At 70.3% G+C, this 16,408-nt stretch carries 15 protein-coding genes; 7 read left to right on the top strand and 8 right to left on the bottom strand.

Going from position 1 to position 16,408, the window contains the following annotated elements; translation table 11 throughout:
• Positions 1-170: 170 nt before the first annotated feature.
• Positions 171-1,499: an ROK family protein gene (locus AB0M62_RS25680; RefSeq protein ID WP_366076642.1), complete on the bottom strand. Its 1,329-nt coding sequence runs from the start codon at positions 1,497-1,499 to the stop codon at positions 171-173.
• Between the two features lie 148 nt (positions 1,500-1,647).
• Between AB0M62_RS25680 and AB0M62_RS25675 the strand changes: the two genes are divergently transcribed.
• Genes AB0M62_RS25675 through AB0M62_RS25660 form a run of 4 tightly spaced genes read left to right on the top strand, consistent with a single transcriptional unit; the run spans position 1,648 to position 6,287 of the window.
• Positions 1,648-2,958 (top strand): sugar ABC transporter substrate-binding protein, encoded by a 1,311-nt coding sequence (locus AB0M62_RS25675; RefSeq protein ID WP_366076641.1) that lies wholly within the window; start codon positions 1,648-1,650, stop codon positions 2,956-2,958.
• A gap of 11 nt (positions 2,959-2,969) precedes the next feature.
• Positions 2,970-4,010 (top strand): sugar ABC transporter permease, encoded by a 1,041-nt coding sequence (locus tag AB0M62_RS25670; RefSeq protein WP_366076640.1) that lies wholly within the window; start codon positions 2,970-2,972, stop codon positions 4,008-4,010.
• Complete coding sequence (locus AB0M62_RS25665; protein ID WP_366076639.1) at positions 4,003-4,890, top strand: carbohydrate ABC transporter permease; 888 nt, start codon at positions 4,003-4,005, stop codon at positions 4,888-4,890. The genes AB0M62_RS25670 and AB0M62_RS25665 overlap by 8 nt, the downstream gene beginning before the upstream one ends.
• A 29-nt stretch (positions 4,891-4,919) precedes the next feature.
• Positions 4,920-6,287 carry a GH1 family beta-glucosidase gene (locus tag AB0M62_RS25660; RefSeq protein ID WP_366076638.1) on the top strand — a complete coding sequence of 456 codons (1,368 nt, stop codon included), beginning with the start codon at positions 4,920-4,922 and terminating at the stop codon, positions 6,285-6,287.
• 28 nt (positions 6,288-6,315) lie between these two features.
• Here AB0M62_RS25660 and AB0M62_RS25655 read toward each other — a convergent pair whose 3' ends face one another.
• A complete protein-coding gene (locus AB0M62_RS25655) occupies positions 6,316-6,726 on the bottom strand; it encodes a hypothetical protein (RefSeq protein WP_366076646.1) in 411 nt (136 codons plus the stop codon).
• Positions 6,727-6,835: 109 nt separating this feature from the next.
• Complete coding sequence (locus AB0M62_RS25650) at positions 6,836-7,243, bottom strand: SHOCT domain-containing protein (protein WP_366076637.1); 408 nt, start codon at positions 7,241-7,243, stop codon at positions 6,836-6,838.
• Positions 7,244-7,510: 267 nt separating this feature from the next.
• Here AB0M62_RS25650 and AB0M62_RS25645 point away from each other — a divergent pair, with 267 nt between their 5' ends.
• Positions 7,511-8,845, top strand: coding sequence for a cation:proton antiporter (locus AB0M62_RS25645; protein ID WP_366076636.1), 1,335 nt, complete (start codon positions 7,511-7,513; stop codon positions 8,843-8,845).
• A gap of 54 nt (positions 8,846-8,899) precedes the next feature.
• On the opposite strand, the gene AB0M62_RS25640 is transcribed toward AB0M62_RS25645, so the two are convergent.
• The 3 genes from AB0M62_RS25640 to AB0M62_RS25630 form a co-directional block, all read right to left on the bottom strand.
• Positions 8,900-10,306 (bottom strand): DUF2252 domain-containing protein, encoded by a 1,407-nt coding sequence (locus AB0M62_RS25640; protein ID WP_366076635.1) that lies wholly within the window; start codon positions 10,304-10,306, stop codon positions 8,900-8,902.
• 33 nt (positions 10,307-10,339) lie between these two features.
• A complete protein-coding gene (locus AB0M62_RS25635) occupies positions 10,340-10,537 on the bottom strand; it encodes a hypothetical protein (protein ID WP_366076634.1) in 198 nt (65 codons plus the stop codon).
• A 139-nt stretch (positions 10,538-10,676) separates the two neighbouring features.
• A complete protein-coding gene (locus AB0M62_RS25630; protein WP_366076633.1) occupies positions 10,677-13,427 on the bottom strand; it encodes a LuxR C-terminal-related transcriptional regulator in 2,751 nt (916 codons plus the stop codon).
• A 300-nt stretch (positions 13,428-13,727) separates the two neighbouring features.
• Here AB0M62_RS25630 and AB0M62_RS25625 point away from each other — a divergent pair, with 300 nt between their 5' ends.
• Positions 13,728-15,071 carry a diacylglycerol kinase family protein gene (locus AB0M62_RS25625; RefSeq protein WP_366076632.1) on the top strand — a complete coding sequence of 448 codons (1,344 nt, stop codon included), beginning with the start codon at positions 13,728-13,730 and terminating at the stop codon, positions 15,069-15,071.
• 155 nt (positions 15,072-15,226) lie between these two features.
• Here the strand turns inward: AB0M62_RS25625 and AB0M62_RS25620 are convergent, their stop codons facing one another.
• On the bottom strand, positions 15,227-15,388 hold the full coding sequence (locus tag AB0M62_RS25620; protein WP_366076648.1) for a hypothetical protein: 162 nt from the start codon (positions 15,386-15,388) through the stop codon (positions 15,227-15,229).
• On the opposite strand from AB0M62_RS25620, the gene AB0M62_RS25615 reads away from it, so the two are divergent.
• Positions 15,368-15,508 (top strand): YetF domain-containing protein, encoded by a 141-nt coding sequence (locus tag AB0M62_RS25615; RefSeq protein WP_366076631.1) that lies wholly within the window; start codon positions 15,368-15,370, stop codon positions 15,506-15,508. The two genes, AB0M62_RS25620 and AB0M62_RS25615, sit on opposite strands and share 21 nt — an antisense overlap.
• 22 nt (positions 15,509-15,530) lie before the next feature.
• Here AB0M62_RS25615 and AB0M62_RS25610 read toward each other — a convergent pair whose 3' ends face one another.
• Entirely contained in the window at positions 15,531-15,761 is a 231-nt protein-coding gene (locus AB0M62_RS25610) for a hypothetical protein (protein WP_366076630.1), read from the bottom strand.
• Between the last annotated feature and the right edge of the window lie 647 nt (positions 15,762-16,408).

Below are 16,408 nucleotides of genomic sequence, written 5' to 3'. Positions count from 1 at the left end.
AGACGCAGAGCACTCCGGCGCTCCGCGCCTCCGGGCCAAGGACGGCCTTCACCCCCGCCCTGAAGGGCGGAGCACTGGCCAAGATCAGAGGTAGAATCGGTCCAGCGGGATCGATGAGCCCTGCGGAGCGCCACTGCCCCACGATGCGACGGGCCTCGGGCCTGCGGTGGTCAGCCGGGGGCCTCCCCCGTGACCGCCAGCCTGCGGCCGGTCAGCGCGGCCGGCGCCTCGGTGTCCGGGGTGGAGACGTCCGGGCCGTCCGCAGGGCGCCGTCCACCGTACGCGAAGAAGTCCGCCAGCGGGAGAGTGGCCGCGCCCACCGTGACCGCGTCCAGGCCGAGCCTGCCCAGTTCGATGACGGTGCGCTCGACGGGGTGGCGCAGGGAGTACGCCGCCGCGTACCGCCGTACGGCGGGCAGCAGGTGAGGGCCGAGCTGTAGTCCCGCCCACCCGCCGATGAGGATGCGCTCCGGAGCGCAGAGGTTGACCAGATCCGAAATGCCCGCTCCGAGGTACTCGGCGGTCTCGTCCAGCAGGTCCAGCGCAGTGCGGTCGGGGGTGCCGTCCTCGCCGGGGAACGCTGCCGCGATCAGAGCCGCGATGCCGGCCTCCTCGTCCGAGTCGCCGTCCCCGGGCCCGCCCGCCTCACGCCAGCGGGCGAGCATGGCCTCGGCGCCGACGTAGGCCTCCAGGCAGCCGCGGGCGCCGCAGCGACAGGTGCGGCCGCGTACGGCGACGGTGGTGTGGCCCCACTCCGCCGCGCTGCTGCGTGCCCCGCCGTAGAGCGTTCCGTCGGTGACGATGCAGGCGCCGACGCCCGACCCGAACAGCACGATCACCGCGTCGCGGGCGCCGCGTCCGCCGCCGAACCACATCTCCGCCTGGCCGAGCGTCCGGGCGCCGTTGTCGATGAAGTAAGGGGTGGAGGAGGGGAGTTCGACAGAGGTGCGCAGCAGCGACTCCAGCGGTACCGCGTCCCAGCCCATGGTCTGGCCGTGCACCACGGCGCCTTGGGCGGAGCTGCGGTCGACGATGCCGGGGACACCGACTCCGACGCCGAGCAGTCGGTCCGGGGGGACGTCCGCGGCGGCCAGCACACCGGCGATTCCATGCCGGATGTCGTCAACGACGCGAGCTACGTCGTACGTCCGCGGCGGCAACGGACGCTCGGAGCGGGCGAGTTCGGTAAGAGCGAGGTCGAAGAGCTCGACCCTGACCCGGGTTTCGCCGACGTCGACCCCGATCAGGCAGCCACTGCCCGGGGCCAGGCGCAGCAGGGTACGGGGCCGGCCGCCGTCGGAGTCGACGACACCGGCCTCCTCGAGGAGGCCCTCGCCGAGGAGTTCGGCGACGACGTTGCTGACGGAACCCGAACTGAGGCCGGTGGCCGGCCCAAGCTCCTGGCGGCTCTGCGGCCCGCCGAAATACAACTGTTGCAGTACGGCGCTCCGGCTCCCGCGCCGCAGGTCGCGCACGGTACGTCGGTTCGGCTTGGCCATGTGGCTCCCTTCCGTACGCAACATACCCTTGCGCCAGCCCTTGACGCGACCTTCTCTCACCTCTTAACTCACACTCTAAATTAAGCCGTGAGGTTGTTCAGGGACCGAACAGAGCCTCGGCGGCCAGTCCGGAAAGGGGCCCCGCGCCATGCGCAGAACCAGAGCCGCAGCCGTCGTCGCCGCAGTCACCGCCCTCGCCGCAGTCACCGGCTGCGGAGGCGGCAGCGATCCCAAGGGCGGGGACAACAGCTCGCCCGGAACGCTCACGTACTGGGCCTCCAACCAGGGACCGAACATCGAGGCGGACAAGAAGATCCTCACCCCCGAGCTGAAGAAGTTCGAGGAGAGGACCGGCATCAAGGTCAAACTCGAGGTCATCCCCTGGTCGGACCTGCTCAACCGTATCCTCGCCGCCACCACCTCCGGACAGGGCCCCGACGTTCTCAACATCGGCAACACCTGGTCCGCCTCGCTCCAGGCCACCGGAGCTCTGCTGCCCTGGGACGCGGGCAACTTCGGCAGTATCGGGGGCAAGGACCGGTTCGTGGAATCGGCTCTCGGCTCGGCCGGTGTGCCGGGCCAGGACCCGGCCGCCGTACCGCTGTACTCCATGGCGTACGCCCTCTACTACAACAAGCAGATGTTCAAGGACGCGGGCGTCGCCAAGCCGCCCGCCACCTGGGACGAGCTGGTGGTCACCGGTAAGAAGCTGTCCAGGAACGGGACATGGGCCCTCGGCGCCGAGGGCGCGAACACCTCCAACAACATCCACCAGGCCTTCGTCCTGGCCAAGCAGCACGGCACCGACTTCTTCGACGCATCCGGCAAACCGGCCTTCGACAGCCCCGGCGCCGTCGCCGCCGTGAAGCAGTACGTCGACTTCATGGCCAAGGACAAGATCATCGCGCCCGGCAACGCCGAGTACGCGCAGAACCAGTCCCTCCAGGACTTCGCCAGGAACAAGACGGCCATGGTCCTCTGGCAGAGCGCCGCCACCACCTTCAAGGCCCACGGCATGAGTGACGACGACTGGGGAGTGGCACCCGTACCCGTCCCCTCCGGCACTCCGGGCACCGGCCGGAACGTCAATTCCATGGTCGCCGGCATCAACATGGCCGTCTTCAAGAACACCAAGAACATCGACGGAGCCCTGAAGTTCGTGGAGTTCATGACCAGCGACGAGGAGAACAAGCTCCTCAACAAGACCTACGGCTCCATCCCGCCGGTCAAGGCCGCCCAGCAGGACCCCGCGTTCGCCACTCCCGACCTCGCCGTGCTCCGCGACACTCTCGCCAGGAGCGCCGCACCACTGCCCCAGGTGCCCGCCGAGTCGCAGTTCGAGACCGCCGTGGGCACCGCCATCAAGGAGCTGTTCGCCGCGGCCGCCGCCGGACGGCCGGTCACCGACGCCTCGGTCAAGGAGGCCCTGACCAAGGCCCAGCAGCAGATGCCGAAGTGAGACCGCACGCCATGACCGCAACGCCTGCCACCACCGCCGCGGACAACGAGCCGTCCCCCGGCCCTCGTGCACCGCGGTCCGGAGCGGAGAAGTCCACAGACCCGCGGCGGCCACAACCCGCCGGACGGCCGCGACGTCCCGGCCGGCTGCGCAGCGCCGGACTGCCCTACCTCCTGCTGCTGCCCGCCCTCCTCCTCGAACTCCTCATCCACCTGGTGCCGATAGCCGTCGGCGTGATGATGAGCTTCAAGGAACTCACCCAGTTCTACATCCGGGACTGGGGCCAGGCCCCCTGGTCGGGCCTCGACAACTACCGCGTCTCGGTGGACCTCGACGCCCCGGTCGGCGAGGCCCTGCTCCACTCGTTCCTCGTCACCTGTGCGTTCAGCGTGCTCACCGTCGGCCTCTGCTGGCTGCTCGGCACGGCCGGCGCCGTCTTCATGCAGGAGAACTTCCGCGGCCGGGGCCTGCTGCGCGCGGTGTTCCTCACGCCATACGCGCTGCCGGTCTACGCGGCCGTGATCACCTGGGCGTTCATGTTCCAGCGCGACAACGGCCTGGTGAACCACGTCCTCCACGACCAGTTGGGCCTGACCGGAGAACGGACCTTCTGGCTGCTCGGCGACAACAGCTTCACCGCCCTGGTCGTCGTGGCCGTCTGGAAGACCTGGCCCTTCGCGTTCCTGATCGTGATGGCAGCGCTGCAGAACATCCCCAGGGAGCTGTACGAGGCGGCTGCCATCGACGGCGCCGGAATTCTCCAGCAGATCCGCCGGATCACCCTGCCCTCACTGCGTCCCGTCAACCAGGTGCTCGTCCTGGTCCTCTTCCTGTGGACCTTCAACGACTTCAACACGCCGTACCTGCTCTTCGGCAAGTCCGCCCCCGAACCCGCGGACCTCGTCTCCATCCACATCTACCAGTCCTCCTTCGTCACCTGGAACTTCGGCACCGGGTCGGCCATGTCCGTCCTGCTGGTGCTCTTCCTCCTCGTGGTGACGGCCGGCTATCTGCTGGCCACCTCGCGCGGAAGGAAGCACGCCGATGGCTAGTACCGCCGCCCCGGACCGCACCCCGGTCCGCCGCTCGCCGACAGCTCCGCCCCGCTCCTTCCTCTGCGCTCGGCGGGTCTTCCTCAGCCTGCTCGCCGGATTCGTCCTGCTGCCCGTGTACGTGATGGCCAGCAGCTCACTGAAGCCGCTTCAGGACGTGTCGGGGGAGTTCCGCTGGATCCCCAGCGGGCTCACCTTCCGCCCGTACCTCGACATCTGGGAGACCGTCCCGCTCGCCCGGTACTTCCTCAACTCTCTGCTGGTGGCGGGCGCGGCGACGGTCTGCTCGGTGACCGTCGCGGTCTTCGCCGCCTACGCCGTCAGCCGCTACCGCTTCCGCGGCAAGCGCGTCTTCACCGTGACCGTGCTGTCCACCCAGATGTTCCCGGGCATCCTCTTCCTGCTGCCGCTCTTCCTGATCTTCGTCAACATCGGCAACACCACCGGGGTCGCCCTGTACGGCTCACGCGGCGGCCTCATCCTCACCTACCTCACCTTCTCGCTGCCGTTCTCCATCTGGATGCTCATCGGCTACTTCGACTCGGTGCCGCGGGAACTGGACGAGGCCGCGATGGTCGACGGCTGCGGGCCCCTCGGCGCGCTGTTCCGCGTCGTCGTCCCGGCCGCGATCCCCGGCATCGTCGCCGTCGCCGTCTACGCCTTCATGACGGCGTGGGGCGAGGTGCTCTTCGCGTCCGTGATGACGAACGACACCACCCGCACCCTCGCCGTCGGCCTCCAGGGTTACGCCACGCAGAACGACATCTACTGGAACCAGGTCATGGCCGCGTCCCTCGTGGTGAGCGTCCCCGTGGTCGCGGGCTTCCTGCTCCTCCAGCGCTATCTCGTCGCCGGCCTCACCGCCGGGGCCGTCAAGTGACCCCCGAGACCCATCCGGAAAGGAACCCCGTGTCCGACCCGATCGACCTCGGCGCCCTTCCCCAGGACTTCGCCTGGGGTGTGGCCACCTCCGCGTACCAGATCGAGGGCGCCGTCGCGGAGGACGGCCGCTCTCCCTCAATCTGGGACACGTTCTCTCACACACCGGGCAAGATCGCGGGCGACGAGACCGGCGACCTCGCCTGCGACCATTACCACCGATGGCGCGAGGACATCGCCCTCATGAAGGAACTGGGAGTCAGCGCCTACCGTTTCTCCGTCGCCTGGCCGCGCGTCGTGCCCGGCGGCGACGGCCCGGTCAACCGCCGCGGCCTCGACTTCTACGAACGCCTCACCGACGCCCTCCTGGAAGCCGGCATCACCCCGCACGCCACCCTCTACCACTGGGACCTGCCCCAGGTGCTCCAGGACCGCGGCGGATGGCCGCTGCGCGAGACCGCCGAGCACTTCGCCGCCTATGCCTCCGCAGTCGCCGGAGCACTCGGCGACCGGATCGAGGACTGGGCCACCCTCAACGAACCGCTCTGCTCCGCCTGGATCGGCCATCTCGAGGGGATGATGGCCCCCGGACTCACCGACATCGCCGCCGCCGTACCCGCCTCGTACCACCTCCTCCTCGGGCACGGCCTCGCCACCCAGGCGATACGGGCGGTGTCACCGGGCGCCCGCGTCGGCATCGTGAACAACCTCAGTACGGTCGAGCCCGCCACCTCCTCCGAGGCGGACGCGGACGCCGCCCGACGGATGGACGGCCACACCAACCGCTGGTGGCTCGACCCCGTCCACGGTCGCGGTTTCCCGGCGGACATGCGGGAGGTCTACGGGGTGGACCTGCCGGAACGTACCGGCGACCTGGACACCATCGCCGAGCCTCTGGACTGGCTGGGGCTGAACTACTACTTCCCCATGGTGGTGACCGCCGACCTGGCAGGGCCGGCCCCCCACGTACGCCGGGTCCGCCGGCTGCACATGCCGCGCACCGCAATGGACTGGGAGATCGACGCGGACGGCCTGGAAGACCTGCTGGTCCGGCTCACTCAGCAGTACGGAGCCCAGAAGCTCTTCGTCACCGAGAACGGCTCCGCGTACCCGGACCTGGTGGGTCCCGACGGCCAGGTGCACGACCCCGAACGGACCGCATACCTGGAGCGGCACCTCGCCGCATGCTCGCGGGCGGTCCGCAGAGGGGTGCCGCTCGCCGGGTACTTCGCCTGGTCGCTGCTGGACAACTTCGAGTGGGCGTACGGCTACGACAAGAGATTCGGCCTCGTCCATGTCGACTACCGCACCCAGACCCGCACCATCAAGAGCAGTGGCAGGCGCTACGCGGACATCGCCCGCGCCCACCGCCGGTCGGTGTCCCGCCGTGCGGCCTGAAGGCGAGATCGCGAGACGGCTCCTTCGCTCACGTGCGGTCCGGATGCACCGCGCACAGTGCCCAGATGATGAACACGTAGAGAGCGATCGCGACGACCGACCAGACCGGGTAGTAGGGCAGGGACAAGAAGTTGACGATCACCAGAAGTCCGGCGATAGCGATGCCGGCTATCCGCGCCCAGAGGGCGCCCTTGAGCAGGCCGAGACCGACCAGGATGGCCACCACGCCGAGAATCAGATGGATCCAGCCCCATCCGGTGACATCGAACCGGAAGACATAGCTGGGCGTCAGGACGAAGATGTCGTCCTGGGCAATGGCCATGATTCCCCGCAGGACATCGAGAATTCCTACGATGACCAGCAGCACTCCGGCGAAGGTCACCGCCCCTCCTGCCAGATGATCCTGCCGTCCGGTGTGTGTATGCATTTTCTGCTCCATGCCGTTCATCTCCATTGGGCTGGACGGGACTCAGGACGATGAATGCGCAGCGGGCCGCAATCGGTTCGCCGGGTCGGCCGCCCTCGGCGGGCCGGCCCGTCGCGCGTCCTCAGCCGCGCAGGATCTTCTGCTTGGCCTGCTGGAACTCTTCCTCTGTCAGGTCTCCCCGGGCCTTGAGCTCGGACAGTTTGACCAGATCGTCCCCGGTTGCGGCAGAGGTCCCCGCAGTCATGTACGCCTTGAATGCCTCCTGCTGTGCCTGCGCATGCTCGATCTCGCGCTTGCCCATTTCCCTGCCGCGCGCGATCACATAGACAAGGACACCAAGGAATGGAATCAGGACCAGGAACAGCAGCCACGCGGCCTTGACCCACCCGTTCATTTTGTGGTCACGGAAGATGTCGACGATGACCCGGAACAGCAGCAGCAGCCACATGACCCAGAGGAATATCCACATCACTGTCCAGAAAGCGCCCAGCACCGGATAGTCGTACGCCAGGTAAGAAGTGCCGTCCATCGCCGTCCTCCTGCCCTTTCTCCGCTACGGACGCAGATGTCCGTTCGCCGTCAGTCTCCGCCGGGCTTCCGGGGAAATCCTCACCCGGCAGGGGTGATAAACGCACCGCCGGCGAGGGCACCTGCCCGGCGGCCCACGCCGCCGTGTCGGTGCCGGGTATGGGCGACGGATGGCATCACGATGAGCGGGCCGTGACGTCTCGTGTACTGGTCGGTGATGCATGTTGGGCAGAGGAGACGTGACCGGAAGCAGCAAGAAGGGGACCCCATGAGCGGCGGCGGGGCTTGGACGGGTGCGGCGGTGGCGGCCGTCACCGCGGGGTACGCGCTGGTATCGCGGCGGCTGTCGCGCACCGTCGTCACCGCGTCGCTGGCATTCACCGCTTGCGGCGTGCTCATCGGTCCGGCCGGGCTCGACATCCTGGACCTCGAGCGCGACAGGGGACCGGTCCTCACCTTGGTCGAGGCTGCGCTGACCGTGGTGCTGTTCACGGACGCGATGGCCGTCCGCGGCCGGGACCTGCACCGTGGCGGCTTCCTCCCCCTCCGGTTGCTGGTGATCGCGCTGCCGCTCACGATCGCGGCCGAATGGCTCCTCGGCCGGTCGCTGCTGCCGGGCCTGGCGGGGTGGCAACTGGCACTCATCGCCGTCATCCTGGCCCCGACCGACGTCGCGGTGTCCAGAACCGCCATGACCAACCGCCGTGTCCCGGCTCTGGTGCGCCACGGGCTCAATGTCGAGGCCGGGCTCAATGACGGCCTGGTGCTGCCGCTGTTCCTGCTCATCCTCGCCGCACTGCCCGGTACCGAGGCCTCGGAGGAGGGCGTGACGGGCATCCTCTGGCGCTCGCTGGTGCTCAGTACGCTGCTGGGCCTGGCCGTGGGCGGAGGCGGCGGGCGGCTGCTGCACCTGTCGAGAGCGGCCGGCTGGATCACCCGCGAGTGGAGCCAGGTCATGCCCCTGGCCGTTGCCGGGGCGGCGTACACACTCGCCCACCTCACGGGGGGCAGCGGGTTCATCGCCGCGTGGGCAGCCGGGTTCGCCTTCGCCTACTTCATGCGCAGGGGCGCGGCCGACGAGAAGGCGGAAGACGAACCGCCGCTCGACTTCGCCGAGAACGTCGCGGGGCTGCTGACTGCCCTGAGTTTCCTGGTGTTCGGCGCTGTACTGCTCGGCCCGGCGCTCCAGCACCTGGACTGGCGGATCATCACCTACGCGCTGCTCAGTGTCACCGTCTTGCGGCTGGTAGTGGTGGCGCTCGCGTTGGCCGGGAGCGGGCTGCGGATGCCCACGGTGGCCTACGTCGGGTGGTTCGGGCCCCGGGGCCTTGCTTCTCTCGTCCTGGGCCTGCTCGTGGTGGAGGAGCACGTCCCCGGCGCCCAGCTGATGGGCCGAGTGGTGGCGTGCACTGTGGCGCTGAGCATTCTGCTGCACGGCATGTCGGCCGTGTGGCTCTCCGAGCGGTACGGGGACTGGTACGAGAGGGCCGCGACGGAACGGCCGGGACTGCGGGAGGGCCGGCCCGATTCCGAGGTCCGGGCCGGTCCGCCCGAGGGATCCGGGGGCCGGGCGGCCGACGGCGAGGAACGCCCCGGCGACTGAACGGACGGCCGCGGCAGCGTCGGCCTGCGTCTGCGGCAGGCCGACGGGCCCGGATCAGGCCGAATCGGCGGTGACACGTCCGGCACGCACAGCCTCACCCAGCGCCTGGAAGTCCTTTTCGTTCTGGTCGGCGTACGCCTCCGCGAACTCGGCGATGGCCCGGTCGAAAACATCGCTGCTGCCGAGGTACGCAGCGATGGCGATCCGGTCGCCGGAACGGGCGTGCGCACGCGCGAGGGTCTGGCCGCACAGGACGCCGAACACCTCGAGTTGCGCCGGACTCCACAGCTCCGGTCTGCCGATTCCCTTCCAGTCCCGCAACTGCCGGACGTAGAAATCACGCTGCCGGTCGTCGATGCCCGTGGCACGCTGCCAGCCGAGGAAGATGTCGCTCGCGGCCTGCATGAGCCGCTGCCCGGAGACGACCCGCTCACCCTCGTTCTCGTACGCCGCGGCACCGGAGTAGGGCTCGAGCACGGATGGGCCCGCCTCCTTGGCCTGGAGGATGAGGGGGTCTGAATCATCCCTGCCGAGCAGCAGCAGGATCCAGCAGCGGGTGCCGACGCTGCCGACGCCGACCACCTTGCGGGCGATGTCGACCAGTTGGAACTGCTGGAGCAGGTGTCGGCGTTCGGAGGAGAGACTGCGTCCGTAGCCCGCGATGAGCCTGCGGATCTGCTCTACCAGCTGGTCGCGCTCGACGGCGGGGAGCAGATCGGTCAGGGGCACGATCAGCGGTGGATCGGGAGCGAACCGTCGGCTGCCGTCGACGAGCGTGGTCAGCTTGGTGAAGGCCTGGAGGCTGTCCCTGGTCCGGGCGGCGGCCATCGCCTGGGCGAAGCGCTCGCGCGTGGCTTTGTCCAGCTGGTCACGGAAGACCTCGGCGAGTTTCTCGGCGTCCGACTGGGCGTACCAGACATCGAGGTTGCGCATGCCGGCGAAGCGCCGGACGGCTTCCCGGTACGCCTGGACGGTGCGGCGGACGGCGGCGGCGCGTTGCTTGGCGGAGAAGTCGTTGGCACGACCCGCGATGGCGAGGCTCGCGCTCAGCCGTTTGACGTCCCACTCCCAGGGCCCCGGCAGGGTCTCGTCGAAGTCGTTGATGTCGAAGACGAGATGCCGTTCGGGAGAAGCGAGCAGCCGGAAGTTCAGCAGATGCGCGTCCCCGCAGAGCTGGGCCTCGATGCCGGTGTGCGCCATGGCGCCCAGGTCCGCGGCCATGATGGCGGCAGCGCCGCGGTAGAAGCGGAAGGGCGATTCCAGCATCCTGCCGTAGCGGATCGGTACGAGCTCGGCGACCCGGTCTGCGGACTGGCGTTCGATGACGGTGACCGGATCGGCCCGGTCGTGCGGCGGGTCGAAGGCGGCATGACGGGACCGTGGTACCCGGCTCCGGGCCGCCTTGCCGTAGGCCGCCCGCTCCTGGGGGGTCGGCCCGACCGTGGGGGCGGGCGTGGTCATGACGGTGCCTCCTCGCGCTGCCGCACCGGGGGTTCAGTCCGGCAGTCGGCGCATCTCCAGGACATGCAGGCCCATGTCCTGGAAGCGGACCAGCACCCCGTACAGATGTGCCTCGTCGGTGATCGTGCCGAACAGAGCCGTCTCCTCGGGCACCGCGGCTCTGTCCAGTTCGGGGAACGCATCGGTGACGGCCGTCGACAGTCGGCCGGTGACGCGGAACTCGTATCGCATGCGAGCACTCCCCGTTGGCTTGGGGCCTCTCCCTGTATGCTGCGGGCCGGCCGGCGCGTACGCATCACCCGGATGAGGTGACCTGGCGGTAGGGAACCGTCCGGGCCCTGCCCTCGTGCGTCATAACGCCGGTCGTACGTCACAGCAGATCAGTCTCCCGTGCCCAACGGACGGCCTCACTGCGACGGGAGACGGACAGCTTGCGGTAAATGCTCTTCAGGTGCGTCTTGACGGTGTTGACCGACACATACAGCTCCTCCGCGATCTCCTCCGTCGACATCGTCTGTGCGGCACAGCGCAGAACGTCGCGTTCCCGGCGGCTGAGGTGCTCGACGAGCACCGGGCGGCCGTCGCGGGCCGGGACAGTGGAGTGGCCGTTGACGGAGCCGGGCCGTCCGGTGAGCCAGGGGTGCACGGCGGCGACCTCCGGCACCCGTGCGAGCATCTGCCGCAGCCAGGGCCCGGTCTCCAGGAAGGGGCCGCGCAGAAGCTGCGGTTGAGCTGTGGCAAGAGCCTGGCCGAGGAACGCCGAGGCCCCGGCGAGGTCGTCGTCCTGTGCCGCTGCGCGGGTCAGCACCAGCAGGGCGCGCACCCGGTCGGCGGGCCCGGCCCCGGGGTCGCGGTGCAGGCCGGTGAGCAGACGGCGGGCCCCCTCGGCATCTCCACCGGCCAGCTGGGCGGATGCCAGGGCGACGGCGTACGCGGCTCCGCCGGGACTCGCGCCGTGCAGTGCGGAGAGTGCGGCCACCGGGTCGCCCCGGGCGAGGTGGGCGGTGGAGCGGGCCACGGCGAGCCGACGTGCTGCCTCCTCGCCCGTGAGCGGGTCGTCGCGGGACGCGGGTATGTCGTCCAGCACGCTCAGGGCCGCTCCGGTGCGGCCGTTCGCCAGCTCCGCACGGGAGCGCAGAACGGCGGTCTCGGCAGCCGCCAGCGGGTCGTCGGGGGACCAGGAAGCGGTGGCCTCCCGAAGATGGCGCCGCACCCTTGCCAGGTCTCCACGGCCGGAGGCGACGGTGGCCAGCGCGACTCGGCACATGCCGGAGCGGTTCGGCAGCGGAACGCCGTATTCTTCCGCCGCTGCGAGCCCCTGCGTGGCGTGGGTCTCGGCTTCTCGCAGCATCCCGTCCACGGCCTCGGACAGGGCCAGGGCGCCCAGGCAGTGGTACCTGACCGTCTGGGCCGAGGCGCTCGTGGCGACGGAGAGGGCCGCGAGGAACGCCCCTCTCGCCTCGGCGCGGTGGCCGGTGCCGAGGAGCGCACGGGCCCGGGCGTAGCAGCGCAGCGCCTCGATCTCGGGATGCCTCTCGAGCTTGGCCGGCGGCACGTGTCCCATGAGGGTCCGTGTCAGCCGGTCGAAGGCCTCGTACGGGGCGCAACCGTCGGCCGCCACCCCCTCGCCGTCGTCAGTCCGGCCGGTGGTGAGGAACCGCAGCAGCGTGTACGTCAGCCGGTTCTCGGGCGTGACCTCACGAGCCGCGGCGGCGCGCTGGTCCCGGTGGGCCCGCTCGAGGTGGCCGCGGCCTGCCGCGGTATCGCCACGGGCCAGCGCGCAGGCAGCCGCGGCGAGCGCCGGAGGACTGCCGGGGAGATCGGATGGCATCTCGCTGAACAGCCGCTGCAGCCGGTGACTGTCCGGGCCGGTGAGGAGCCGCCCGGTTACCATGCGGTCCACGAGGAGGGTGGTGGCATACGCCCAGTCGTCCGCCGCGGCCGCGTGCTCGAACGCCTCGGTCAGCCGGTCGTGGTCGGCCGACCAGCGCGCCGCCCGCTGGTGCAGGCGGTGCACGAGCCCCGGCCGGCGGCTTCGCAAGTGAGCGCGCAGTACCTCGGCGAACAGGGGATGGCAGCGGTACCAGGGAGTGCCGCCGATCGGCTCGACGAAGGCGTTCGCGCGGGCGAGGCCGGCCAGGATCCACTCCGCGTCCTCGCGTCCTGTCAGGGCGTTGGCGAGGTGCGGATGGATGTGGCCGAGAATGCTGGTCCGGATGAGGAGATCCTGGGTGGCGGCGGGCTGGGCGTCGAGCACCTCGGCCATCAGATAGTCCGCGACGGCGCTGCGCGAGGCGGCGAACGACCGGGTGAACTGCTCGGCGTCATCGACCCGTTGCATGGCCAGGGCACACAGCCGCAGTCCCGCGGCCCAGCCCTCGGTACGACTGGTGAGGGTGTCGACGCCCTGCTCCGAAGCGGTCAGTCCATGGTGGTGCATCAACTGGTGCGCTTCGCCCGGTGTGAACGCGAGTTCGGAGCCGCGGATCTCGCACATACGGCCCTCCGCCCGGTAGCGGTGCAGCGGGAGCGGCGGATCGACCCGGCTGGTCACGACGAGACGCAGCAGAGGTCCCGCATGGGCGAGTACGAACTCGAGACCGGCGGCCACGTCCCGGGCGGCGAGCCGTTCGAGCCCGTCGAGCACCAGGACGACGGGGCGGGACAGACCGGCCAGTTCGGAGGCGAGCCGGACCAGCAGGGAGTGGTCCACGTCGCCGCGCGTCGAGGGGCTGCCGACGCCGTCGGGCAGCGGCACCTGGTGGAAACGGAACGCACCCAGGACGTAGGCCCAGAACATGCCGGGCGCATTGTCGTCGCCCTCGACGGTGAGCCAGACGACGGGGCCGGGCGCCATCCTCGCCTCGTGCCACGAGGCGGCCAGGGTGGTCTTGCCGGCGCCGGCCGGTCCGGTGATGACGGTCAGCGGGCCCTGCGCGCCCTCGGTGAGACGGTCCAGCAGGCGCTGTCTGGCGACGAAGGTGGGAGGCACGGCGGGCACCGCGAACTTCGCCGCAAGGAGCGGGTCGCCGCTCGGGTGCGGCGGCGACCCGGGCCGGCGCTGGGGTGCGGGTTCCTCACCGCCGTCTTCGGCGGCTGGAACCGCAGGGGGAGGTGGCATGGCATCTACCCTCGTTCGTCCGCTGCTCCGGCTCCCTCCGCCTGTCGCTCTGGTCGCGGGGGTGGGTTGAGCTCGTCGGAGACGTACGCACAGGGTCATGCTCACAGCATCCGCTCATGATCGCCACGCGCGGACCTGTGCCGGCCCAGAGCGGCCGGAAGCCCGGGGCGCGGGGCCGAGCGGGCCTCCCGGTCCGACCGGACCCGCCCGGTCAGGCCGGGAGGACAACCGCGGCGCGGGGTTGTGCAATGGCTGTAGGACGAGCGGTCACCGGCATGCGGACAGGGGCCGGGAGGTGCCATGGCGGACAGCAGGGTCGGACAGGGTGCGCGCGCCCAACGCTGGACCGCGCGTCTGGCCATCGCGGCGGCCGCTGCGGCGGTGATCGCCCTCGCCGTGGTGGCGGGTCTCAGAGGGGTCGCGCTCCTGGCGATGGGAGCGGCCGGTACGGCCGTCACCGCCGCCGCTGTGTGGTGGGCGCTGACGCGTAGGGGCCTGGTACGGGCGGGCGCCGTCGCCCTGGCCGCGGCAGCCCCGGTAGTGGTGCTCGTGCTCCAGATCGCCGCGGGTCTGCTCGGAGAACTACTGGCCTGCCTGGCCCTGGCCGCGCTTGCGGTCGGGGCCGGGTGGGCCGCTCTCGCCGGCGACGTCGTCCCCACAACCCCACACGCCCACCTCGTGCCGCCGCCCGAGCATCCGGTCCTCGTCATGAACCCCCGCTCGGGCGGCGGCAAAGTGGAGCGCTTCGGCCTGCGGGAGAAGGCGGAGGCCCTCGGCGCCAACGTCGTACTCCTCGACCCGGACCGGCGGACCGACGTCGCCGCACTCGCGCGGAAGGCGGTTGCCGACGGCGCGGATCTGCTCGGTGTGGCCGGTGGCGACGGCACCCAGGCGCTGGTCGCGGGCGTGGCGGCCGAACACGGCATCCCGTTCCTGGTGATCCCGGCAGGGACACGGAACCACTTCGCGATGGACCTCGGGCTCGACCGGGACGATCCCGCGGCATCCCTCGACGCCCTGACGGACGGCGTCGAGCTGCATGTCGACCTCGGCTTCATCGGCGACCGGGTCTTCGTCAACAACGCGTCGTTCGGCGCGTACGCCGCCTTGGTCCAGAGCGACGCGTACCGCGACGACAAGGTGCATACCGCCCTGCAGCTGCTTCCGGACATTCTGACGCACCGGCTCGGCCCCCGGCTGGCCGTCCGGGCGGCGGGCATCACGATCGACCGCCCCCAGGCCGTGCTGGTGAGCAACAACGCCTACCGGCTCGGGGACCGGGCCGGACTGGGCCGCCGGGACCGGCTGGACTCAGGCCTGCTCGGGCTGGTGAGCGTCACGGTCGACAGCGCGGCCCAGGCGGCCGACCTGCTGCGCGGCGAACGCGCCCCCGGCCTCACCACCGTCACCACCCGGGGGGTCGTCGTGGACGCCGACGCCCGAGAGGTGCAGGTCGGCATTGACGGAGAGGCACTCACGGTGCCAACTCCCGTGCGCTGCACGATCCGGCCGGGGGCCCTGCGGGTGCGGGTCCCACGGGTACGGCCGGGTGTCCCCCGAGCCCGGCCCCGCCTGAACTGGCGCCGTCTGGGCGGGCTCGCACTGCCGGCCAGGCGCCCACGTCCGGACTCGGCACGGTTGTAAGGGCATGACACGCATGGCTACGGCTGATCGGGACTGGCCCATCGACGCCCCTCCCGCGCCGGCCGGGAGCACGGTGCCGTGCCGTTGCCCTGTGCGGGCGTTGGGCGGTCGGAGAAGTGCCGGCCGGCGAAGCACTCACCGGTCCCGCCGAGGGGTCAGGACCGGGAATAGAGCTTGCGTACCAACCCCTTCAGGTCAGCATTGAGGTACCCCGCGCCGTAGTCGTCCAGCACGTACACCCGCAGCGTCGGTTCCCGGGGGATCAGGTCCCCGTCGACGGGACCCGGGACGAGGTCATGGTTCAACTGCGTCTTCACGGGATCGAGGACATCTCGGACGTCCGGTGTGCCTACCTCGAGCCCAATGGCAGGGTCAGCGTTCTCCGCCGGGCCGGCAGAGAGACAAACGAGCCGCCGGACAGGCCCGAGGTGCTGTGAGCCCCATGGGCGCGCGGGTGGGTCAGACGTCCAGGGGCCCGGGACCCGTCCCTGCGGTGGAGTCCTGTCGGGTGGTCAACTCCTCGTCGTCCCTGGGGCCGTCCGGGAACATCAGCCAGGCACTGCCGCTGATCAGACCCAGCGCCGTCATCCCCAGAGCGAGACGCAGCAGCCGCAGGCCTCCCTCCCACTGGTGGGGAGATCCGAAGACGATCCAGAAACCGAGGGCCGCGCCGGCCAGCAGCACGGCCACAGCGCGGATGCGGCGCCAGGAGAGAGAGTCATACGCTCATCATCCCAGTCGGGTGAAGGTGAAGGTGAAGGTGGAGGTGCGGCGCGGTCCCTTCCTGCGTTCCGGTACCCGATGTACGTGGGAGGACGAAGCGGATCGGCGGGCGGAACCCGTACGGGTGAAAGAGAGCCGGGGGAAAACCGGTCGCCAACCCTCAAGCAGCGGTGTGTCGCACAGGCAATCGGAGCATCCAAGGGACTGGCACCCCACAAACCAGTGTCCGCCGGGTGCGGGTAATCGTTTCGACAGTTATGGATTCTTCCGCTGGGGTCGCACCTCGAGCTCTGGTGCGCCGTTCTGCTCCTCAAGCGTCCGGCGTTCGGGGTCCGTCGGCCTCGGACACCGCGACGGCCGCCGGCCGATATGTCGATACGGACGCCGATGCCACGGCTCAGCAAGCGCAGGCATACTCATGGCCCTCCGCCCCGTGGGCCCGGGAACAGCCAGCGCAGACGCCGCTGTACGCGCAGCTGCTCGAGGAGTGGCGCATGCGCGGCGCGATGCTGCCGGGAGTGACCGACCCCGAGTGGGACCGGCTTGCCTCCTACCGTGCGTTCGAAAGGGAGACGCAGCGGACTGTGCGAATGCTGCGACTTGAGCGACAGCCC

This window comes from Streptomyces sp. NPDC051219 (genome assembly GCF_040682335.1).
Lineage (GTDB): Bacteria > Actinomycetota > Actinomycetes > Streptomycetales > Streptomycetaceae > Streptomyces.
The sequence above is the reverse complement of the archived record's forward strand: the minus strand, read 5'-3'. Positions and strand labels throughout refer to the sequence as shown.

Excerpts from the sequence above, each read along its gene's own strand:
- AB0M62_RS25675 (WP_366076641.1), top strand. The coding sequence starts at position 1,648 with ATGCGCAGAACCAGAGCCGCAGCCGTCGTCGCCGCAGTCACCGCCCTC.
- AB0M62_RS25665 (WP_366076639.1), top strand. The coding sequence starts at position 4,003 with ATGGCTAGTACCGCCGCCCCGGACCGCACCCCGGTCCGCCGCTCGCCG.
- AB0M62_RS25670 (WP_366076640.1), top strand. The coding sequence starts at position 2,970 with ATGACCGCAACGCCTGCCACCACCGCCGCGGACAACGAGCCGTCCCCC.
- AB0M62_RS25655 (WP_366076646.1), bottom strand. The coding sequence starts at position 6,726 with ATGGAGCAGAAAATGCATACACACACCGGACGGCAGGATCATCTGGCA.
- AB0M62_RS25630 (WP_366076633.1), bottom strand. The coding sequence starts at position 13,427 with ATGCCACCTCCCCCTGCGGTTCCAGCCGCCGAAGACGGCGGTGAGGAA.
- AB0M62_RS25625 (WP_366076632.1), top strand. The coding sequence starts at position 13,728 with ATGGCGGACAGCAGGGTCGGACAGGGTGCGCGCGCCCAACGCTGGACC.
- AB0M62_RS25680 (WP_366076642.1), bottom strand. The coding sequence starts at position 1,499 with ATGGCCAAGCCGAACCGACGTACCGTGCGCGACCTGCGGCGCGGGAGC.
- AB0M62_RS25640 (WP_366076635.1), bottom strand. The coding sequence starts at position 10,306 with ATGACCACGCCCGCCCCCACGGTCGGGCCGACCCCCCAGGAGCGGGCG.
- AB0M62_RS25645 (WP_366076636.1), top strand. The coding sequence starts at position 7,511 with ATGAGCGGCGGCGGGGCTTGGACGGGTGCGGCGGTGGCGGCCGTCACC.
- AB0M62_RS25650 (WP_366076637.1), bottom strand. The coding sequence starts at position 7,243 with ATGGACGGCACTTCTTACCTGGCGTACGACTATCCGGTGCTGGGCGCT.
- AB0M62_RS25635 (WP_366076634.1), bottom strand. The coding sequence starts at position 10,537 with ATGCGATACGAGTTCCGCGTCACCGGCCGACTGTCGACGGCCGTCACC.
- AB0M62_RS25615 (WP_366076631.1), top strand. The coding sequence starts at position 15,368 with ATGGTTCAACTGCGTCTTCACGGGATCGAGGACATCTCGGACGTCCGG.